This window comes from Nitrospirillum amazonense, assembly GCF_029594735.1.
GTDB classification, from domain to species: domain Bacteria; phylum Pseudomonadota; class Alphaproteobacteria; order Azospirillales; family Azospirillaceae; genus Nitrospirillum; species Nitrospirillum amazonense.
Genome location: NZ_JARPAF010000004.1, coordinates 644,657 through 663,082, shown reverse-complemented (window position 1 = coordinate 663,082; position 18,426 = coordinate 644,657). Strand labels below are relative to the sequence as shown.

Here is an 18,426-nt window from a genome sequence, read left to right as displayed (position 1 = left end):
TCAGAGGTCGTCGTAGAGGTTGCCCTCGTCCAGGGGCGGGGCGTGCTGTTTGCCGGGGCGGGCGGGCGCCTGCCTTGCCGCCGCCGCATCCGCGCGCACGGCGGCCAGCGGGCGGTCATCCACCATCACGTCCTCATCCGTGTCCGGGCCGGGGTCGCTCTCCGGCTTGACGCCGGCGTTGCGCAGCCATTCCCCGCACCAGTCGGTGGACAGGGTGGTGGGGAAGACGCCGCCCGGCGCCCGGTCGGTCACCACCGGCGGATAGCGCCGGCACTGTCCCTTGGGCCCCCGCTCCCGCACGCCGCCACCCAGCCAGTGGCGGCAGGTGTAGCAAATCTCGGAACGGCGGACGGCCATGGGACCAGGCTTTCAGCTGCGGATGTCGTGTGCGCCCCTTATACCATGCCCTCGAGCCGGCGATGCAAATGAGGATAAGCCAATGCCCATTTGCGGCGGGCGGTCACGCCAGTATCCGCGTATATGGTTTAAGGCCAACTTTGGAGAGCTTCATGGGCAAGACCAAGTATTCCCTGCGGCCCCGATCTTGGCCAAAATTGATTGCGAACCGTCTCACCAAGAAGCTGTCCGCCTTGGAAACGGAGGCATTTTTCCGCGACCGAGCTACCGACGGTTCACGCGATGCCTTCCTGGCTTTTCTGGATGGCGCTGGGGATGAAAAACCTGCCGCTGGCGATAGCCCTACGGAACCATCGCACTGACATGAGGGGGAGGACAGGTACAAACCCGCCCTCCCCACGCCCATCACGGCACAAATGGATCGACGGTCTGGATCGAGCCGTCGGCGTTGAAGTGCAGCTCGGTCACCTTGACGTTGCGCAGGTGGTTTTTGCCGCTCAGCTGGTTGTCGGCATAGAACAGCCAGGTCTTGCCGCCCCAATCGACGATGGAGTGATGGGTGGTCCAGCCCTGTACCGGCAGCAGGAAATGGCCCTGGTACTTGAAGGGGCCATAGGGGTTGTCGCCGGTGGCGTAGGCCAGGAAGTGGGTGTCGCCGGTGGAATAGGTGAAGTAGTAGGTGCCGCCGCGCTTGTACATCCACGACGCCTCGAAGAAGCGCCGCTCATGGTCGCCGCCCAGCAAGGGCTTGCCGTCCTGGCCCAGGATGACGACGTCGCGCGGCTTTTCCGCGAAGGTCTTCATGTCCGGCGACAGCTTGGCGATCTTGGCGCTGAGCGCGGGCTTGTCGTCCTGCTTCAGGTCGGTGTCGCCGATGCCGGCGTCGTAATGGCCCTTGGCCCACTTCTGCAGCTGGCCGCCCCAGATGCCGCCGAAATACATGTAGCTGCTGCCGTCCGCGTCGGTGAACACGGCGGGGTCGATGGAGAAGCTGCCGGGGATTGGCTTGGGCTCCGCCTTGAAGGGGCCGGTGGGCGAAGTGCCGGTGGCGACGCCGATGTGGAAGACGCCCTTCTTATCCTTGGCGGGGAAATAGAGGTAATAGGTGCCGTTCTTGTACGCGGCATCCGGGGCCCACATGAATTCCTTGGCCCAGGGGACCTGCTCCACCGACAGCGCCACGCCGCCGATGGTCACCTTGCCGCCGATCGCGTCCATGGACAGGACGCGATAGTCGCGCATGGCGTACTGGCTGCCCAGGTCGTCGTCGGGGATGCCGGCATCGATGTCGTGGCTGGGATAGACGTAGATTTTGCCGTCGAACACATGCGCCGAGGGATCGGCCGTGTAAATTTCGGTCACCAGCGGCTGCGACAGGAAATGCTTGCCGTTGAGCGCCACCGGATTCTGGGTGGTCGACTGGGCGGCGGCCTCGGGGGGCTTGTCCTGGGCTGTGGCGACCCCGGCCGCCATGAGCGCGCCCACGACAGGCAGGGTGAAACCGAACAAGCGACGCATGTGTCCTCCCGATATTTTTATGGCCCCTATCCTCGCGGCGGGGCGGCAAGGCCGGAAAGTTACCGCTACCATTGGCCGAACACAAGGGCATCCGCGCGGGCGTCACCTGCGGGCCATGGGCCTGATTTGCCAGCATTGGCTGTGTGGTTTCCCCGCCACTCAACGCAATATGCGGGGGCCAATATGCGGGGGTCGCGCTTGAAGGGCGCCCTTGGCCTCACTAGTCTCTGCACATCTCTTCCGGGCCGCCGCTGGGCGGCGCCGGGCCCAGACATGACGGAAGACGGCTTTGGACATACGCGACGGTTTCATCGGAACGATCGGCCATACCCCCTTGGTCCGGCTGGAAGCGGCCTCCAAGGCGACGGGCTGTGACATCCTGGCCAAGGCCGAGTTCCTGAACCCCGGCGGGTCGGTCAAGGACCGCGCGGCCCTGGCCATCATCCAGGATGCCATCAAGCGCGGCACGCTGAAGCCCGGCGGCACCATCGTCGAAGGCACCGCCGGCAACACCGGCATCGGCCTGGCCCTGGTGGGCAACGCCTGGGGCTTCAAGACCGTCATCGTCATGCCCGAGACGCAGAGCCAGGAAAAGAAGGACATGCTGCGCCTGATCGGCGCCGACCTGCGCCTGGTGCCGGCCGTGCCCTACAAGGACCCGGGCAACTATGTCCATGTCAGCCGCCGCATCGCGGAGGAACTGGCGGCGACGGAGCCCAACGGCGCCGTCTGGGCCAACCAGTTCGACAACCTGGCCAACCGCGAGGGCCACCGCGCCACCACCGGCGTGGAAATCTGGGAACAGACCGGCGGCAAGGTCGATGCTTTCACCTGCGCCGTGGGCACCGGCGGCACGCTGGCCGGCGTGGCCCTGGCCCTGAAGGATCGCAACCCCAACGTTCGCATCGTGATGGCCGACCCGCTGGGCAGCGTGCTGTACAGCTGGAAGAAGACGGGGGAACTGGTGTCCTCCGGCACCTCCATCACCGAGGGTATCGGCCAGGGCCGCGTCACCGCCAACCTGCTGGACGCCCCCATCGACGACGCCGTGCAGATCCCCGATGAGGAAGCCCTGCCCATCATCTTCGACCTGGTGAAGACGCAAGGCCTGGTGGTGGGCGGATCCAGCGGCATCAACGTCGCTGCCGCCATCCGCGTCGCCCGCGACCTCGGCCCCGGCCACACGGTGGTGACGGTGCTGTGCGACTTCGGCACCCGCTACCAGTCCAAGCTGTTCAACCCGGAATTCCTGCGGGAACGGAACCTGCCCGTTCCCGGCTGGCTGTGACCCGGCTGGCTCTGTGATAAGGAGGCGAAGCCCATGACCCCCAGTTCCACGACCCCGGGCGCCCTCGTCAGCACCGACTGGCTGGCCCAGCACCTGAATGACCCGGACATCCGGGTGGTGGACGCCAGCTATCACATGCCGGCCGTGCCGCGCGACGCCCAGGCCGAATTCATCGCCCAGCACATCCCCGGCGCCGTCTTCTTCGACATCGACGGCATCGCCGACAAGACCGTCCCCCTGCCCCACATGCTGCCCACCGCCGAGGTGTTCGCCCAGGCCGTGGCCGACCTGGGCATCGGCCGCGACAGCACCGTCGTCGTCTACGACGTCTATGACCTGTTCAGCGCGGCCCGGGTGTGGTGGACCTTCCGCGTGTTCGGTCACGACAAGGTCTATGTCCTGGACGGCGGCCTGCCCAAATGGCTGGCGGAGGGCCGGCCGGTGGAGGCCGGCCCCGCCCAGCCCAAACCGGCGGGAGAGCCGATCGCCGCCCGCCTGAACCCGGCCCTGGTGCGCGATGCCGACGCCATCCGCGAAAACGTGGACCGCAAGGTGGAGCAGGTGGTGGACGCCCGCTCGCGAGGCCGGTTCGAGGCGACGGCGCCGGAGCCGCGCGCCGGCTTGCGCGGCGGCCACATCCCGGGCAGCCGCAACGTGCCCTTCAACGACCTGATCGCGGGCGGCCGCCTGCGGCCGCCGGATGAACTGGCGGCGCGCTTCCAGGACGCCGGCGTGGACGTGAACCGTCCCTTGGTCACCAGCTGCGGCAGCGGGCTGACCGCCGCCATCCTGGCCCTGGCGCTCTATGAGATCGGCCAGCCTGAGGTCGCCATCTATGACGGGTCATGGACGGAATGGGGCGGCCGGGCGGACCTGCCCGTCGCCACCGGTCCGGCCTGAGGCCGTCCATGAAGCCCGAGACCTGGACGCTGCCGGCCGACCTGCCGGCCGGCAAGCTGCCCGTCACCGTCACCTACCTGGAAATGGCGGAGCCGCCGGCCGGCCCGGCGCGGACGAGGCCCGAGGACGTGGACGGCCCGGTGCATGCCCGGAACTGCCCGCCCGCCTATTACCGCTTCCTCTACGACACGGTGGGGGAGCCGTGGCTGTGGGAATACCGCCGCCGCATGGCGCCGGAGCGCCTGGCCGAGATCCTGGCCGACCCGGCGGTGGAGGTGCACGTCGTCTCCGTCCAGGGCGTACCCGCCGGCTATATCGAGCTGGACGCGGAAAAGCTGGCCAGCGACGCCACCATGGACGTGGCCTATTTCGGCCTGATGCCCTGGGCCATCGGCCGGGGCATCGGCCCCTGGCTGTTGGACTGGGGCGTGCGCCTGGCCTGGACCAAGCCGTCGGTGCGGCGGCTGACCGTCAACACCTGCACCTTCGACCACCCGTCGGCCCTGGGACTGTACCAGCGCGCGGGCTTCAAGGTCCTGCGGACGGAGGACAAGCTGGTGGACGATCCGCGCCTGACCGGCCTGCTGCCCCTGTCGGCCGCCCCGCACATCCCCCTGGCGCGCCGCCCTTAAGTCCCCGCCCTCAAGCCTGCGCCATTTGCCGCATCCCAAGACCCGCAAGGTTGCATGATCGTCCGACGTGCCATCCCCGAAGGGGCGCAACGCGTGCAGTTCTGCGCGCACTCCTGCACAGGAGCCGCCCCGCCACCAGGCAGGGGGAACGGGGCGATGACGACCATGGTGACGACGGCAGAGGCGCCGGCCGGCAAGCTGCCGGTGCTGGTAACCTTCATGGAGATGGCCAAGCGGCCCGGGACGCCGGAATGGCCCATGCCGGAAGGGGTGCACGGTCCGGTATTGGCCCGGCACTGCACCCTGGCCTATTATCGCTTCCTCTACGACACGATCGGCGAGCCATGGCTGTGGGAGATCCGGCGGCGCATGGACCAGGGTGAACTGGCCCGGATGCTGGCCGACCCGCAGGTGGAGGTGCATGTGATCCATGTCGACGGCATGCCCGCCGGCTTTGTGGAACTGGATTGGCGCCTGTTGCCGGCCGATGGCACGGTCGCCATCGACTATCTGGGCCTGATGCCCTGGGCCATTGGCCGGGGCCTGGGGGGCTGGCTGCTGGACTGGGCCGTGCGCCGGGTATGGGAACGCCCGCGCGTCCGCCGCCTGACCATCAACACCTGCAGCTTCGACCACCCCGCGGCATTGCCCCTGTACCAGCGCGCCGGCTTCCGCCGCCTGCGGCAGGAACGCAAGTTCGTCGACGATCCCCGGCGCGCGGGTGTCCTGCCGCTGGGGGCCGCCCCCCACATTCCGCTGGCGCGGCCGGTACCCCCCGCCCCGCCCCTTGCCCCGGCGCCTGACGGCGCACCGCCGCAAGCCGGTGACCCGTCCCGCCGGCCCATGGCCTTCCGCCCCACGGCTGGCAGCCCATGAGTTTGCTGGCGGCTGTGCGTGCGCCTGAGGTGCGATTGGCCTTCCGCGTCACCGTCGCCGGCACGGCGGCGCTGGCCATGGCCCGCCTGTTCAACCTGCCCCAGGGCTACTGGGCCGTCATCACCGCCATCATGGTCATGCAGGCCAGCATCGGCGGCTCATTGAAGGCGGCGCTGGACCGGTTCGCCGGTACCCTGTCCGGGGCCGCGTGGGGTGCCCTGGTCGCCACCTTCGGCCAGCACGACACGCTGTTGCACCTGTGCCTGACCCTGGCCATGGCGCTGGCGCCCCTGGCTTGGCTGGCCGCCCGCTATCCCGTGTGCAAGCTGGCGCCCGTCACCGCCGTCATCGTGCTGCTGACCTCCGGCGGGGGGACGCAGTCGTCCTTCATGCTGGCGCTGGACCGGGTGTTCGAGATCGTCATCGGCAACGTCATCGGCCTGGCCGTGGCCCTGTTCGTGTTTCCCGCCCGCGCCCATGGCGTGGTGCTGGCCACCGCCGCACGGGTGGCCGACCTGTGCGCCGACATGCTGGACGTGCTGCTGGACCCGGACTTGGCCGACGATGTGCGCCAGGGACTGTCCAAGCGCCACGCCCAGCTGTGGGCGGCGCTGCGCCCCCTGGATACGGCGGCGGAAGAGGCGCAGCGGGAACGCCGCACCTGGCTGGGCGATCAGCGTGACCCGGCCCCCCTGGTGCGCACCCTGACGCGCGTGCGCCATGACCTGGTGATGGTGGGCCGCGCCACCAGCAACCGCGCGCCCTCGGGCGTGGCCGCCGCCCAGCGGCTGGAAGGTCCGCAGGCGGAGGTGCGCCGGCAGGGCGTGCTGTTCCTGCGCCACGCCGCCATGGCCTTGCGCGCGCCCTCGGCGCTGCACGGGCAAGGACAGATACCGCCCGTCGAGCCTGTGCAGGCCGCGACCCACGCCTATTTGGACATGGTGCAAACCTTGCGGGCGGAGGGTGTGCTGCGGGAGCTGCCGCGCGGCGTGACGGGACAGATCTACACCCTGTCCTTCGCGCTGGAACAGCTGAGCCAGGATCTGACGGACCTGCATGCCCGGGCGGAGGAGATGATCCCGCCGGCCCGGCATCCGGAAAAGAAGCCGGAGGAAATCGCCGTGCTTGCCGGGGTGGAACCTGTGGCCACCCAGCCGCCGACGACGCCGCAGGATACCCCGTCACCAGGGTAAGGGTCCCCAGCGTGAGGCGGACCAGCGTGGGGCGAGAGCGGGCAAATCCCGCCGTCCCGCCCCGCACCGGAGAGACGCTGGTGGGCTTGATCAGCGGGCGGTGTCGGCCACCTGCTCGGCCGGCAGGGTGGCGAAGTCGCGGGCCACGACCTTCAGGTCATGGATGGTGCGATCATAGCTGTTGGCGATGGCGGCACGGCCGTCGGGCGTCCAGGCGATAACGCTGCGGGCGCTTAGATTGTCCAGGCAGGCCAGGCGGGCCTGGGTGGCCTTGCCATAGGCGCGGACCTCGGCCGTGGCGGCGCTGACCTCGGCGGCCGTGGCGGTGGCGGACAGGTGGTTCACGGGGGCCACGGGAGCCTTGCCGCAGGCGCGCTCAACACCCAGGGATTGGGCGGAGGCAGGAAGTGTGGCGGTGACCATGCCACCCAGGACCAGGGCGGCGAAAACACGGGAAACGGAAGCCATGTTGATCTCTCCGATGGCGAAAGGTTGTGCCTTGACGGTCGCGCCCTCCCCGCGGATTGATTGGCGAAACTGCCATTTCGCATACGCACATTATTTATTGTGCGCCGCGGCAACCGTACGATCGCCGGGTTGGGGTGTCAACAATGACCCGACCATTGATAACGCTATCATCGCCGAACAATTTTGCCCGAACCCCTTGGCTGAAAACAGAATTATCCTTCTGATCTGAATATTTTGCAGCCGCGCATGGCTGCCATGAGCAAAATGACAAAGGCGGCCGGTGACCGGCCGCCTTCGCTGATGAATCGTGAAAGAGACGACGCGGTGGCTAGTCGCCGGATGGCGCCGGGGCCAGGGTCGGGCTAGTGGTGCCGCTATTAGCGGCGACCTTGGCCAGGCAGGCGCTGCGCGCCTTGGCCTTGGCGGCGTAGCTGTTCACCTGGGCCACGAAGGCGTCGCCGTTGATGGACGCCGGCCGCGCGTCCAGGCGCTTCAGCGACAGGGTGGGCGCCGGACCGCAAGGGCTGGCCGCATCCGCGGCCCAAGCGGCGCTACTGGTGACGGTGCCACCGGCCAAGCCGGCCAAGGCAAAAAGGGCGCAAGCAATGGATTTGGACATCGCAGTCATGGGTCATCTCCTTGAAAAAACAAGGCCTTGGTGTCTTCTCGACCCGTACCCGCCCCGGTGCGGTCCGGCCTGTCGCCGGCTTCGTTAATTTCACGTTATAGTGGTTGCGTTATGTAATAACGCTACCTTTGCCTGTTACCGGTGTCAATCACGCCGACGGCAGGGAAGAGGCGCCTTCGCCATAGGGCGACGGGCGCAAAAGGTAGAGGGCTGAACCACTTGCCCACGGCATCGGCGCCTTAAGCGCGATACGTCGGTCACCGGTACGCATAGCTGCCATGCATCAACGCGAACCTGCCACAGGCTGGCCCGCGCGGGGCGGACAGGTACCCTTGCCGTCAGAAGGCTGCGCCGGATCAAGGCGATGGCGGCAAACAAGAAGGGGCGGTGACAATGGGTAAGCGGCATTTCGGCTGGATATTGGCCCTGGGCACGAGCGTGGGGGGCCTGATAGCCGCCGCCCTGCCGGCCCATGCCGGTGATCGTGAAACGGCGCAGGCCACGTTGGACACCCGCGCCGCGGTGGAGCAGCCCAAGATCATCGCCTGGCGCCGCGACATCCATGAACATCCCGAGCTGGGCAACCAAGAGACGCGCACGGCGGCCCTGGTGGCCAAACACCTGAAGAGCCTGGGCCTGGAGGTGCGCACCGGTGTGGCCAAGACCGGCGTGGTGGCCGTGCTGAAGGGCGGCAAGCCCGGCCCCGTGGTGGCCCTGCGCGCCGACATGGACGCCCTGCCGGTGGCGGAGCAGGTGGACGTGCCCTTCGCCTCGAAGGTGAAGACCCAGTACAATGGCCAGGAGGTGGGCGTGATGCACGCTTGCGGCCACGACACCCACGTCGCCATGCTGATGGGCGTGGCCGAGGTGCTGGCCGGCATGAAGGACCAGCTGCCCGGCACAGTGAAGTTCATCTTCCAGCCCGCCGAGGAAGGCCTGCCCAAGGGGGAGGTCGGCGGTGCCGAGCAGATGCTGAAGGAAGGTGCCTTCGATAACCCCAAGCCCGACGCTGTCTTCGGCGTGCACGTCATCTCTACCCTGCATGCCGGCGACGTGGGCTACCGCCCCGGCCCCTTCATGGCGGCGGCGGATGAGTTCGTCATCACCGTGCATGGCAAGCAGAGCCACGGCGCCCTGCCCTGGACCGGCGTGGACCCCATCGTCACCGCCTCTCAGATCGTGCTGGGGATGCAGACCATCGAAAGCCGGCAGATGGAGGTGATCAAGGAACCGTCCATCCTGAGCGTGGGCAGCATCCATGGCGGCAACCGCAACAACATCATCCCCGACACGGTGACCCTGAACGGCACCATCCGCACCTTCGACGAGGGCATGCGCGCCGACATCGACAAGCGGTTGCGCCGCACCGTGGCCGGCATCGCCGAGTCCGCCGGCGCCACCGCCGATGTGGACATCATCAAAGGCTATCCGGTCACCATCAACAACCCCGAACTCACGGCCAAGATCGTCCCCACCCTGCAGCGGGTGGCGGGCAAGGAGCATGTGAAGCTGATCGACAAGGTCACTCCGTCGGAGGACTTCTCCTTCTACGAACAGCAGGTGCCGGGCGTGTACCTGTTCGTGGGCATCACCCCGCCGGAGACGGACCTGTCCAAGGCGGCGTCCAACCACTCGCCCAAGTTTTTCGTGGACGAGTCCGGCCTGATCGTGGGCGCCCGCACCCTGGCCCACCTGACGGTGGATTACCTGTACGGGCTGTAACGCAACGGAGGCATGACGGGATGCGGCGGCGGGGCCGCTTCCCCGGGGGCGGGGGCGGTGCCAAGATGCCCACCTATTTCCGTTTCGATCCCACCGGACCATGTCTGAAGACACAAAAAACCCCGCCACCCTGCTGGTCCATGCCGGCCGCAACCCGCTGGACAATTATGGCGTGGTCAACGTGCCGCCCTATCGCGCCTCCACCATCCTGTTCTCCTGCCTGGATGAGTTGGAGGGGCACGATCCCGAGCATAGGGCGCCGCGCTACGGCCGTCGCTCCACCCCCAGCAGCCTGGCGTTCGAGGACGCGGTGGCGGCGCTGGAGGGCGGGCACCGCGCGGTGGTGGCCAGCTCCGGCCTGGCCGCCGTCACCACCGCCCTGCTGGCCTATGCCAAGGCCGGCGGTCATCTGCTGGTGGCCGACACGGTCTATGGCCCGTCGCGCGATTTCTGCGACAAGGTGCTGACGCGCCTGGGCGTGAGCGTGGAGTATGTCGACCCGCTGATCGGCGCCGACATCCGGCACAAGCTGCGGCCGGAGACCACGGCCATCCTGCTGGAATCCCCCGGATCCCTGACCTTCGAGGTGCAGGACATTCCCGCCATCGCGAAGGCCGCCCATGACAGGGGCGTGGCCGTGCTGGTGGACAGCACGTGGTCGGCCGGCATCTGCAGCAAGCCGCTGGACCTGGGCGCCGACGTCGTTATCCACGCCGCCACCAAGTATTTCGTGGGCCATGCCGACGCGACCGTGGGCGTCATCGTCGGCACGCGCGAGGCTTGGCAGCGGGTGAAGGACACCGCCCTGCAGCTGGGCCAGAACGTGGGCGGCGACGACCTGTATCTGGCCATGCGCGGCATGCGCACCCTGGCCGCCCGCATGGCCCGCCACCAGGAGACGGCACTGGCCATCGCCCGCTGGCTGAAGGGCCGGGACGAGGTGCAGCGCGTGCTGCACCCGGCCTTCGCCGACTGCCCCGGCCATAACATCTGGAAGCGCGACTTCACCGGATCCAGCGGCCTGTTCACGGTGGAACTGAAGAAGCAGCCGCGCGCCGCCGTCGCCGCCCTGGTCGACGGCATGTCCCACTTCGGCATCGGCTTCAGCTGGGGCGGGTTCGAATCCCTGATCCTGCCCACCGACCCGCGCAAGATCCGTACGGCCACGCCCTGGACCGGCACCGGCACCCTGATCCGCCTGCATGCCGGCCTGGAGGACGCCGACGACCTGATCCGCGACCTGGAACGGGGCCTTGCCCGCATGAAGGGAGCCGCCGCGTGAGCATGAGTGCCGACATCGCCTATCCCCTGCCCGCCGCCACCGTCGAGGCGACGCTGGCCGCCATCCGCTTCGACGCCAACGGCCTGGTGCCGGCCATCACCCAGCAGCACGACACGGGTGAGGTGCTGATGATGGCCTGGATGAACCGTGAGTCCGTGGCGGAAACCCTGGCCACCGGCCGCGTCTGTTATTGGTCGCGCTCGCGCCAGTCCTTCTGGCGCAAGGGCGACACCTCGGGCCAGGTGCAGCACCTGCGGGAACTGCGGGTGGATTGCGACGGCGACACCCTGCTGCTGCTGGTCGACCAGGTGGGGGTGGCCTGCCATACCGGCCGCCGGTCCTGCTTCTACCGTTCGGCGACGCCGGACGGGCTGTCCACAATCGCGGATGTGGTCACCGACCCCCTGGACCTGTATCCGCCGCATGGCCACAAACACACAACAACTTAGCTAAAAGTCCAGCAATCGTTTCCTGTTTCCAGTATTGTCCAATTGACGGCGACTGCTTGGTGGCCGACCATTTGGCAGTGGGGTCCGATCCGGTTTTTGGGTGGAACCGGTGGATCCCCCGTGGGGGAAGACGGGTATGACTGGCGCTGTTCAGGGGGCTGGTGGCGAATTGGGATCGTCATCCCCACGCCCCCGTGACTTGGCGCAGGCCGCCACCCTGTTCGCGGCCCCCACCACACCATCGCAGCACGCGGCGGCCTTCCTGGTCGGCCTGGCGATGCTGGCCCTGTTCCTGATTGGCGCCATGGGGGCGAAAACGCCCGTGGGCAACATCCCCGGCCTGCTGCCCGCCTACGCCGTCATCATCCTGGTCACCGACCTGCTGACGTCCTTCCTGATCGCCAGCCAGTTCCTGCTGTCGGGCCACCGCGCGCTGCTGTGGCTGGTGGGTGGCTACGCCTATTCCGGCGCCATGGCCGTGCTGCAGGTGGCGGCCCTGCCCGGCGCCTTCGCGCCCCTGGACCCGGACGGCCCGCTGTCGCAATCGGCGCTGTGGCTGTACACGGCCTGGCACATGGCCTTCCCCTTGGCGGTGCTGGGCTTCGCCCAGCGGCAGCGCCAGGCCCCGCCGCCGGTGGCGGGCGACGCGCGCAAGATGCTGGCGCTGGGTGTTGGGGTGGGTGCCGTGCTGGCGGCCGGCCTCACCCTGGCCGCGGTGCTGTTCTCCGTCGACCGCTGGCTGCCGCGCGTCACCCTGGTCAACACCTACAACAATGACATGGCGGTCAAGGTCATCTACGTGGCCATGCTGCTGATCAACTTCTGCACACCGGCCATTCTGGCGACGGTGACCAAGGTCCGCACGGTGGGCCATCTGGGGCTGTTGATTTCCACCGTCGCCCTGGCGATGGACACGCTGCTGAACGGCCTGGGTCTGGCGCGCTTCACCTTGGGCTGGTTCCTGGCCCGCGCCGATGGCGCCATCGCCTCCAGCGTCGTGCTGCTGCTGCTGTTGGCGGAAATGGTCGCCCTGTATCGCCGCGTCCACCTGATGAACGGGCAGCTGAACGCCCAGCGCGAGCGTCTGCTGGCCCTGACCGGCGACCTGGACCGCGCCCGGCGCACGGCGGAAGAGGCCCGGCAGGTGGCGGAGCGGGCCAACGCCGCCAAGTCTGACTTCCTGGCCAACATGAGCCACGAAATCCGCACCCCCATGAACGGTGTCACCGGCATGGCACAAATACTGCTGGACACACCGCTGACCACCCAGCAACGCGGATATGCCGAAATCATCCGCGACAACGCCGACGCCCTGCTGGGGGTCATCAACGACATCCTGGACATCTCGAAGCTGGAGGCGGGCAAGGTCAGCCTGGAACGCATCCAGTTCAACCTGGATGAGCTGGTGGACGGTGTCCTGTCCATCCTAGGGCCCAAGGCCCGCGACAAGGGGCTGGAGATTGGCGCCCTGGTGCATGAAGGCGCCATGGGCATGTGGTGGGGCGACCCCACCCGCGTGCGCCAAGTGCTGCTGAACCTGGTGGGCAACGCCATCAAGTTCACGGCCAAGGGCGCCGTGTCGGTGGACATCAAGCTGCTGGGCGACGGACCCGTACTGCCGGAACAGACGCGCCGCCTGCGCGTCACTGTGCAGGACACCGGTATCGGCATCGACCCGGCGAAGGCGGGCAGGCTGTTCCAGATGTTCGAGCAGGCCGACAGCTCCATCACCCGCCGCTTCGGCGGCACCGGCCTGGGCCTGGCCATCAGCCGCCAGCTGGTGGAGTTGATGGGGGGCGCCATAGGGGTGGAGAGCACGCCCGGGGAGGGTGCCACCTTCTGGTTCGACATCCCGTTGGAACGGGCGGTGGCGCCCAGCCGCACGGTCCAGCCCCTGGGTGACCGCCTGCGCGGCCGCCGCGCCCTGGTGGTGGACGACACCCCCGTCAACCGCCTTATCCTGGTGCATCATTTGATGACCTGCGGCATGACGGTGGATGAGGCCTCGGGCGGGATTCAGGCCCGCAACCATCTGCTGCGAACCATGGCGGTGATGGACGGAACCCTGGACGGCGCGTGCACGGATGGCGGTCAGGCCGCCCTGCCGGATGTCATCCTGATCGACCACCACATGCCTGAGCTGGACGGGCCCGGCCTGGCCGCCTGGATCCGGGCGGAACCGCGCCTGGCCGGCGTGCGCCTGTTGCTGGCCAGCTCACTGGAAGCGCCCGCGACGGGGGACGGCGCCCGCGAAAGCCTGTTCGACGCCGTGGTGCCCAAGCCCATCCGCCGGCCCCAGCTGCTGGAGGCACTGGCCAAGGCCTGCGGCCTGCGCGTCGACCTGGCGGAGACCGCCCCGCCCCGCCCCGCCACGGCCGCCACCCCGGCGGGCGCCACCAAGCCCCGCATCCTGGTGGTGGAGGACAACCTCACCAACCAGACCATCGCCTCGGTCCTGCTGGAAAAGGCGGGATACCACGTGCAGATCGCAGAGGATGGGGCGCAGGCTGTGCGCGCCTGCCTGCAAACCCGTTTCGACCTGGTGCTGATGGACGTGCAGATGCCCGTCATGGACGGCATCGAGGCAACCCGCCGCATCCGCGCCGTGGACGTGCGCGTGCCGCAGATGCCCATCATCGCCATGACCGCCAATGCCATGGCCGGCATGCGCGAGGAATACCTGGCCGCAGGGATGGACGACTATGTATCCAAGCCGTTCAAGTCCGATCGCTTCCTGGAAACGGTGGGCCGCTGGCTGGCGGAGCGCGCGCCCCAGCCGGCGACCGAACCGGACGCGGCCACCCTATTGCTGGAACCCCGGGTCCTGGCGCGGCTGGAACGGACGGTGCCGCCAACGGACTTCCGCGCCTTGGTCGACGGCATCGTCAGCCGCGGCCGTGGCCGGCTGGATGCCGTCCTGGACCTGAGCGCCGCCCACGCCACCGGGGCGCTGCGCGAAGCCACGCGCGACCTGGCGGTGATGGCCGACAGCTGCGGCCTGGTGCTGCTGGCCCGCCAGGCACGCCTGCTGGGCGACAGCCTGGCCCAGTCGGGCAGTGGGGCAAACGGTGGGACGGACGGTGGGGCGGACGTGGAGGAGCAGCTGCGGGCCCTGGCCGACCTGGGCCACCGCTCCTGGGATGCGCTGCGCCAACGCTTCCTGGGTTTGGACGTGGCGTAGACTTCCCCCAAATCCCCCTTGGCCTTGGCCTGTGCTATCGCCATGAAAAAAGGCGGCCCCCGGATGGGGACCGCCTTGCCAGAGGTGCGCGAAGCGCCCGGATCAGAACCGGAACTTGCTCACGAAGCGGGCGTCATAACCGATGAAGCCACGACGGTCTTCGCCGCCCAGCTCCAACGCGATGTCGGAGTAGCGGTTGCCGCCCTGCACCGTGATGCGGGCGATGGGGCCGCCGCCGACCACGGACTGCGGCATCAGGGTGAAGCTGGACCCACCGGCGAAACTGGCGGTGGTGTCGCCCGGGCCATCGCCGAACACCTGCTTCCACCCCACGGTCAGGGAGGGCTTCCACTGGAAATCCCCGCCCAGCTGGGTCCCGAAGGTCAAGGCGGCCTCGGCGTTGCCCTGCTGGCCGGTGCGCTCGTCGATCTTCAGGTTGAAGCCGTCGCTGCCGCCGCTTTCCTGGTGGGCGCCATCGGATAGCACGAAATAGTCCAGCGAGGCGGTGGGCCGCACGAACATGAAGCCCAGCGACTGCTCATACCCCAGGCCGAAATGGGCATCGCCCAAATAGCCCGACCAGTGGGCGTTGGCGTCGCGCTCGAACGCGGCGCCCTCATCGTCGGTGCCGGTGAAGACGCGCTTGCTGGAGAACCGGATATAGCCGGCGTTCAGGCTGGCGCTGGCCATCAGCCCACCATACCGGTCGCGCCAGTAGGCGCCGCCGGTGAAGACTTCGCCCTTCACCTGGTTGCCGCTGGAGGCGTCCGGATCGTTGACGGCGGTGATCATATAGGAGGAGGACAGGCCGACGATGCCGACATTCTCCACCGACTTCTCATAACCGCCCATCAGCGCCACGCCATTGCCGTTGTAGCCGGGGCCCTCGCCCCGGTTCTGCGACACGGCGAAACCCAGCTCCTGCACCCAAGCGCCGCGCTTCTCATCCTTCATGGCCACGGTGGGGTCGGATTCGGTACGGGCCAGCGCCATCATGCCGCGGTTCAGCAGCTGGAAGGGGCCGCCGTTGTAGTCGGGCAGCATCTTCTCATAGAGGCTGCCGAAGGAGCTGGCGCTGGTGGCGTTGAAGAAGGCCTCGCCGATCTGCGTATCCTTGTCGAAGGCCCCGTAGACGGCGTTGAACGCGCCGGCGCCCACGGTAATGCCCGCCTCGGCCGCCGTCCGACGCGCCACATTCACCGTCACGGTACCGGCGGTGGTGTCGGTGGCGACGTTGGCCTTGTACCAGTAGGACACGTCGCCCAGCAGCGACTGGTCGGTGCTGCCCACGCTCAGGCTGCTGGCCTTGATGACGGTGAAACTGTTGCTGTCGGTGACCTTGCTCTTGAAGATCAGGCCGATCTTGGTGCCCGACGCCAGCGAAGCGGCGCCGGAAACGTTGAACAGGGTGTTGGTGTTGTTGACCGGGTCGGCGGTGAAGTCGATCTCGCCGCTGGACCCCACGGTCAGAGAGCGCATGGTGATGGTGCTGGTGCTGCTGTTGCGCAGCTTGCCGTTGGTGACCGTGGCGGCCAGGGTGCCGTCGCTGGTCAGGGCGCCGGCGTAGACGGCGCCGCCGTCGATGGTCAGCGTGTTGGTGCCGCTGCCGAAGGACAACGCGCCCGTGACCTTGCCCCCCGTCAGGTTGACGGTTGCATCGCCCGAACCCAGCAAAATGTCGCCGGTGATGGTGCCGCTGCTGGTGATGGTGACGCCGACGGTGTTCGCCCGCAGGTCCAGCGCTGTGGCCGTGCCGGTGATGCCGGTGTTGTCCGTGGATTTCGTGACGGTGGCCAGGATAGTGCCACTGTTGTTGATCTGCGTGACGGTGCCGCTCGCATCCTTGATGGCGATCGCGTTGCTGGCCACCGAGGTCGTGGCGCCGGCATAGCCGGTGGCGTAAGCCGCGACCGTGCCGGTGATGTTGATGCTGTTGACAGTGGCGCCACTGGCGATGGAGATGGCGGTCGCCGTCGAGGACTGGGACGACACCGTGGTGCTGATGGTGCCGGAAATGGCGATGTCGGTGACGGTGGCGCCCGAGCCGATTAGGATGCCGGTGGAATCCGCCTTGTAGGACAGGCTGGTCAGGGTGCCCGACAGACTGAGGCCGCCCAGGACGTTGACAGTCCCGCCCTGGCCGCCGATCTGAATGCCCGTGGTGCTGAAGCCGTCGTAGACGCCGTTGGCCACGATGCCGCCCGCCAGAACCAGGCCGCGGGTGTTGTCGGGATAGGTGCCCAGGGTGATGTTGTCGGTGGCGTCGCCGACCACCAGGGCCGGGGCCGAACCATAGGACGTGAGCGAGCCCGTCGATTCCAAGTAAAGGCCGCCCGTTATCGTCTGGGCGATGCGGAAGGCGGCGCCGCCCTGCAACTCGTCATTGGCGGTCAGCGCCGCGAAGCCGGCCGTGGTGGTGGGCCGCGTGGTCGACAAATAGCCGGTGGAGGTGACGCTGCCCGTGACGTCTATCGCCCCTTCCATGACCCCGTCGACGGCCACACCGACCGACCCGGTGCCCAGCGCGCTGACCGTGCCGGAAATGACCAGGCCCCCCACGGTGTGCCCAGTGTACTGGATGCCATATGAGTTGTTGCCCGTCACCGACACCGTGCCGCTCATCGTCACGCTGCCGTCCATGTCGGACGCGACCCGGATGCCGGCGCTGTCGTTGCCGCGCACCGTCAGGGTGGCCGAGGTGTTGATGTCGCCCGTGAACACCCCCGTGCCGGTGACCCAGATGCCATTGCGCCCCTCGGCCGAGGTCAGCGGGATGGTGGAGCTGACGCTGCTGTCGGTCAGCGTCAGGGTGCCGCTGAGGCTGACGCTGCCGGTGGTGCCGCCCTTCACCAGGATGCCGGTGGTGTCATCGCCGCCGGTGATGGAGATGGTGCCGGAACTGCTGACCGAGTTGTTGCTGTCCAGCGTCACCGCGGCGCCACTGGATGGGCTGACCGTCCCCGTGATGGTCAGATCGCCGGCGGAAGAGGTCGCCACACCGGTGGTCCGGGTGTCGGAAATCGTCGTCGCCGCGTGAAGGTCGGTCAGGGCGGCGAGGCACAGGGGTGCTGCGGCCACTGGCGCGAGAAGGCGCTTCATTTGCTGAAAAATCCTGCCTGTTCAGACGAATAACGGACATTTGGCCGGTGTACCGGCGGGAAGGGACGGAACTGGCCGGGTTGTAGCGGCCGGATTGTGGGCGGGGGATTGCGGCCCATACGGACCGGGTTACACGGCCCGGTCGTCCAAACCCGGCGCGCCATTTCGAGAAAAATTCCCGCCGTCACGGTGATCGGCCAATTTGCCGCAGCCCTACCCGCGCCTATCCTTCCGAACGGCGGGACGCGATGGGCCTGGGATATTTGCAACTGGCGGCGGCGCGGAGACCTGGCGTAGAGTTCCCGCGCCCCAGCCTGCCGGAACGCGAGCGCATGAAGGAACTACGCTGCATCGTCTTCACCGACCGCGAGGTGGTGAGCGCCATCACCGAACGGCGGCGCAAGCTGAACGACGCCTTCCCCGACGGGGATGTCACCAGCCTGGAGTACACGGTCAACCGCGGCGTCAGCGCCCGCCTGTCCGTGACCCTGAACGGCGCCGCCAACGACGTCACCATTCCGGAACAGGAGCTGCAGGCGGCCCTGGTGGGCTATTGCATGTCCCGCAACGTTCCGCTGCCCGTCGTGGCCGACAAGGCCCTGTACGTCATCAAGGGACGGGCCACCCTGATGATCACCATGAATTTCAAGAAGCCGGCGCGCCTGGTCGTTTTGGGCGTGGAATGACCCCAGCGAATCCCCAGGCCTGAGCGCGAAATGAAAAAGGGCGGCCCGCTGGGGACCGCCCTTTTCCTTGTGCCCGCCGCTGTCCGGGACCGGGGCGGCGGGAGGGGGATCGGGTGGCCTTTTGCCACGCCGCCGCCCGCCCCGCCG

16 protein-coding genes are annotated in these 18,426 nt (G+C 68.0%); 11 read left to right on the top strand and 5 right to left on the bottom strand.

Annotated features, from left to right (window positions below; translation table 11 throughout):
* Positions 1 to 357: a hypothetical protein gene (locus P5F91_RS23765; protein ID WP_145608217.1), complete on the bottom strand. Its 357-nt coding sequence runs from the start codon at positions 355 to 357 to the stop codon at positions 1 to 3.
* A gap of 152 nt (positions 358 to 509) precedes the next feature.
* On the opposite strand from P5F91_RS23765, the gene P5F91_RS23760 reads away from it, so the two are divergent.
* Positions 510 to 719 carry a toxin-antitoxin system HicB family antitoxin gene (locus P5F91_RS23760; RefSeq protein WP_145608219.1) on the top strand — a complete coding sequence of 70 codons (210 nt, stop codon included), beginning with the start codon at positions 510 to 512 and terminating at the stop codon, positions 717 to 719.
* A 43-nt stretch (positions 720 to 762) separates the two neighbouring features.
* Here the strand turns inward: P5F91_RS23760 and P5F91_RS23755 are convergent, their stop codons facing one another.
* Positions 763 to 1,875, bottom strand: a complete 1,113-nt coding sequence (locus tag P5F91_RS23755) for a glycoside hydrolase family 43 protein (protein ID WP_145608221.1) — start codon at positions 1,873 to 1,875, stop codon at positions 763 to 765.
* Between the two features lie 289 nt (positions 1,876 to 2,164).
* On the opposite strand from P5F91_RS23755, the gene P5F91_RS23750 reads away from it, so the two are divergent.
* The 5 genes from P5F91_RS23750 to P5F91_RS23730 all read left to right on the top strand — a co-directional run bounded on the left by P5F91_RS23750 (position 2,165) and on the right by P5F91_RS23730 (position 6,764).
* Positions 2,165 to 3,163 (top strand): cysteine synthase A, encoded by a 999-nt coding sequence (locus tag P5F91_RS23750; RefSeq protein ID WP_145608223.1) that lies wholly within the window; start codon positions 2,165 to 2,167, stop codon positions 3,161 to 3,163.
* A gap of 33 nt (positions 3,164 to 3,196) precedes the next feature.
* The gene (sseA, locus tag P5F91_RS23745) at positions 3,197 to 4,063 is read left to right on the top strand and encodes a 3-mercaptopyruvate sulfurtransferase (protein WP_277908445.1); all 867 of its coding nucleotides are present in this window, start codon (positions 3,197 to 3,199) and stop codon (positions 4,061 to 4,063) included.
* Between the two features lie 8 nt (positions 4,064 to 4,071).
* On the top strand, positions 4,072 to 4,695 hold the full coding sequence (locus tag P5F91_RS23740) for a GNAT family N-acetyltransferase (protein WP_277908444.1): 624 nt from the start codon (positions 4,072 to 4,074) through the stop codon (positions 4,693 to 4,695).
* Between the two features lie 156 nt (positions 4,696 to 4,851).
* On the top strand, positions 4,852 to 5,571 hold the full coding sequence (locus P5F91_RS23735; protein ID WP_145608229.1) for a GNAT family N-acetyltransferase: 720 nt from the start codon (positions 4,852 to 4,854) through the stop codon (positions 5,569 to 5,571).
* Positions 5,568 to 6,764: an FUSC family protein gene (locus P5F91_RS23730; RefSeq protein WP_277908443.1), complete on the top strand. Its 1,197-nt coding sequence runs from the start codon at positions 5,568 to 5,570 to the stop codon at positions 6,762 to 6,764. The genes P5F91_RS23735 and P5F91_RS23730 overlap by 4 nt, the downstream gene beginning before the upstream one ends.
* Before the next feature lie 90 nt (positions 6,765 to 6,854).
* Here the strand turns inward: P5F91_RS23730 and P5F91_RS23725 are convergent, their stop codons facing one another.
* Together P5F91_RS23725 and P5F91_RS23720 are read right to left on the bottom strand one after the other, a co-directional pair.
* The gene (locus tag P5F91_RS23725) at positions 6,855 to 7,232 is read right to left on the bottom strand and encodes a hypothetical protein (RefSeq protein ID WP_145608233.1); all 378 of its coding nucleotides are present in this window, start codon (positions 7,230 to 7,232) and stop codon (positions 6,855 to 6,857) included.
* 328 nt (positions 7,233 to 7,560) lie between these two features.
* Positions 7,561 to 7,860 (bottom strand): hypothetical protein, encoded by a 300-nt coding sequence (locus P5F91_RS23720; RefSeq protein WP_145608234.1) that lies wholly within the window; start codon positions 7,858 to 7,860, stop codon positions 7,561 to 7,563.
* A 393-nt stretch (positions 7,861 to 8,253) separates the two neighbouring features.
* Between P5F91_RS23720 and P5F91_RS23715 the strand changes: the two genes are divergently transcribed.
* From P5F91_RS23715 to P5F91_RS23700, 4 genes are all read left to right on the top strand, one after another.
* A complete protein-coding gene (locus P5F91_RS23715; protein ID WP_145608236.1) occupies positions 8,254 to 9,582 on the top strand; it encodes an amidohydrolase in 1,329 nt (442 codons plus the stop codon).
* A 100-nt stretch (positions 9,583 to 9,682) separates the two neighbouring features.
* The gene (gene metC, locus P5F91_RS23710) at positions 9,683 to 10,864 is read left to right on the top strand and encodes a cystathionine beta-lyase (RefSeq protein ID WP_277908442.1); all 1,182 of its coding nucleotides are present in this window, start codon (positions 9,683 to 9,685) and stop codon (positions 10,862 to 10,864) included.
* Positions 10,865 to 10,866: 2 nt separating this feature from the next.
* Entirely contained in the window at positions 10,867 to 11,313 is a 447-nt protein-coding gene (gene hisI, locus P5F91_RS23705) for a phosphoribosyl-AMP cyclohydrolase (RefSeq protein ID WP_277908939.1), read from the top strand.
* Between the two features lie 136 nt (positions 11,314 to 11,449).
* Positions 11,450 to 14,494 (top strand): response regulator, encoded by a 3,045-nt coding sequence (locus P5F91_RS23700; protein WP_277908441.1) that lies wholly within the window; start codon positions 11,450 to 11,452, stop codon positions 14,492 to 14,494.
* A 102-nt stretch (positions 14,495 to 14,596) separates the two neighbouring features.
* Here the strand turns inward: P5F91_RS23700 and P5F91_RS23695 are convergent, their stop codons facing one another.
* Positions 14,597 to 17,593, bottom strand: coding sequence for an autotransporter outer membrane beta-barrel domain-containing protein (locus P5F91_RS23695; RefSeq protein ID WP_145608242.1), 2,997 nt, complete (start codon positions 17,591 to 17,593; stop codon positions 14,597 to 14,599).
* Positions 17,594 to 17,925: 332 nt separating this feature from the next.
* Between P5F91_RS23695 and P5F91_RS23690 the strand changes: the two genes are divergently transcribed.
* A complete protein-coding gene (locus P5F91_RS23690) occupies positions 17,926 to 18,279 on the top strand; it encodes a hypothetical protein (protein WP_145608244.1) in 354 nt (117 codons plus the stop codon).
* Positions 18,280 to 18,426: the final 147 nt, after the last annotated feature.

Bases quoted from the DNA above. Each gene is read 5' to 3' on its own strand.
- P5F91_RS23735 (WP_145608229.1), top strand. From the start codon at position 4,852: ATGACGACCATGGTGACGACGGCAGAGGCGCCGGCCGGCAAGCTGCCG.
- hisI (WP_277908939.1), top strand. From the start codon at position 10,867: ATGAGTGCCGACATCGCCTATCCCCTGCCCGCCGCCACCGTCGAGGCG.
- P5F91_RS23725 (WP_145608233.1), bottom strand. From the start codon at position 7,232: ATGGCTTCCGTTTCCCGTGTTTTCGCCGCCCTGGTCCTGGGTGGCATG.
- P5F91_RS23755 (WP_145608221.1), bottom strand. From the start codon at position 1,875: ATGCGTCGCTTGTTCGGTTTCACCCTGCCTGTCGTGGGCGCGCTCATG.
- metC (WP_277908442.1), top strand. From the start codon at position 9,683: ATGTCTGAAGACACAAAAAACCCCGCCACCCTGCTGGTCCATGCCGGC.
- P5F91_RS23765 (WP_145608217.1), bottom strand. From the start codon at position 357: ATGGCCGTCCGCCGTTCCGAGATTTGCTACACCTGCCGCCACTGGCTG.
- P5F91_RS23730 (WP_277908443.1), top strand. From the start codon at position 5,568: ATGAGTTTGCTGGCGGCTGTGCGTGCGCCTGAGGTGCGATTGGCCTTC.
- P5F91_RS23690 (WP_145608244.1), top strand. From the start codon at position 17,926: ATGAAGGAACTACGCTGCATCGTCTTCACCGACCGCGAGGTGGTGAGC.
- P5F91_RS23700 (WP_277908441.1), top strand. From the start codon at position 11,450: ATGACTGGCGCTGTTCAGGGGGCTGGTGGCGAATTGGGATCGTCATCC.
- sseA (WP_277908445.1), top strand. From the start codon at position 3,197: ATGACCCCCAGTTCCACGACCCCGGGCGCCCTCGTCAGCACCGACTGG.
- P5F91_RS23740 (WP_277908444.1), top strand. From the start codon at position 4,072: ATGAAGCCCGAGACCTGGACGCTGCCGGCCGACCTGCCGGCCGGCAAG.
- P5F91_RS23715 (WP_145608236.1), top strand. From the start codon at position 8,254: ATGGGTAAGCGGCATTTCGGCTGGATATTGGCCCTGGGCACGAGCGTG.
- P5F91_RS23720 (WP_145608234.1), bottom strand. From the start codon at position 7,860: ATGACTGCGATGTCCAAATCCATTGCTTGCGCCCTTTTTGCCTTGGCC.
- P5F91_RS23760 (WP_145608219.1), top strand. From the start codon at position 510: ATGGGCAAGACCAAGTATTCCCTGCGGCCCCGATCTTGGCCAAAATTG.
- P5F91_RS23695 (WP_145608242.1), bottom strand. From the start codon at position 17,593: ATGAAGCGCCTTCTCGCGCCAGTGGCCGCAGCACCCCTGTGCCTCGCC.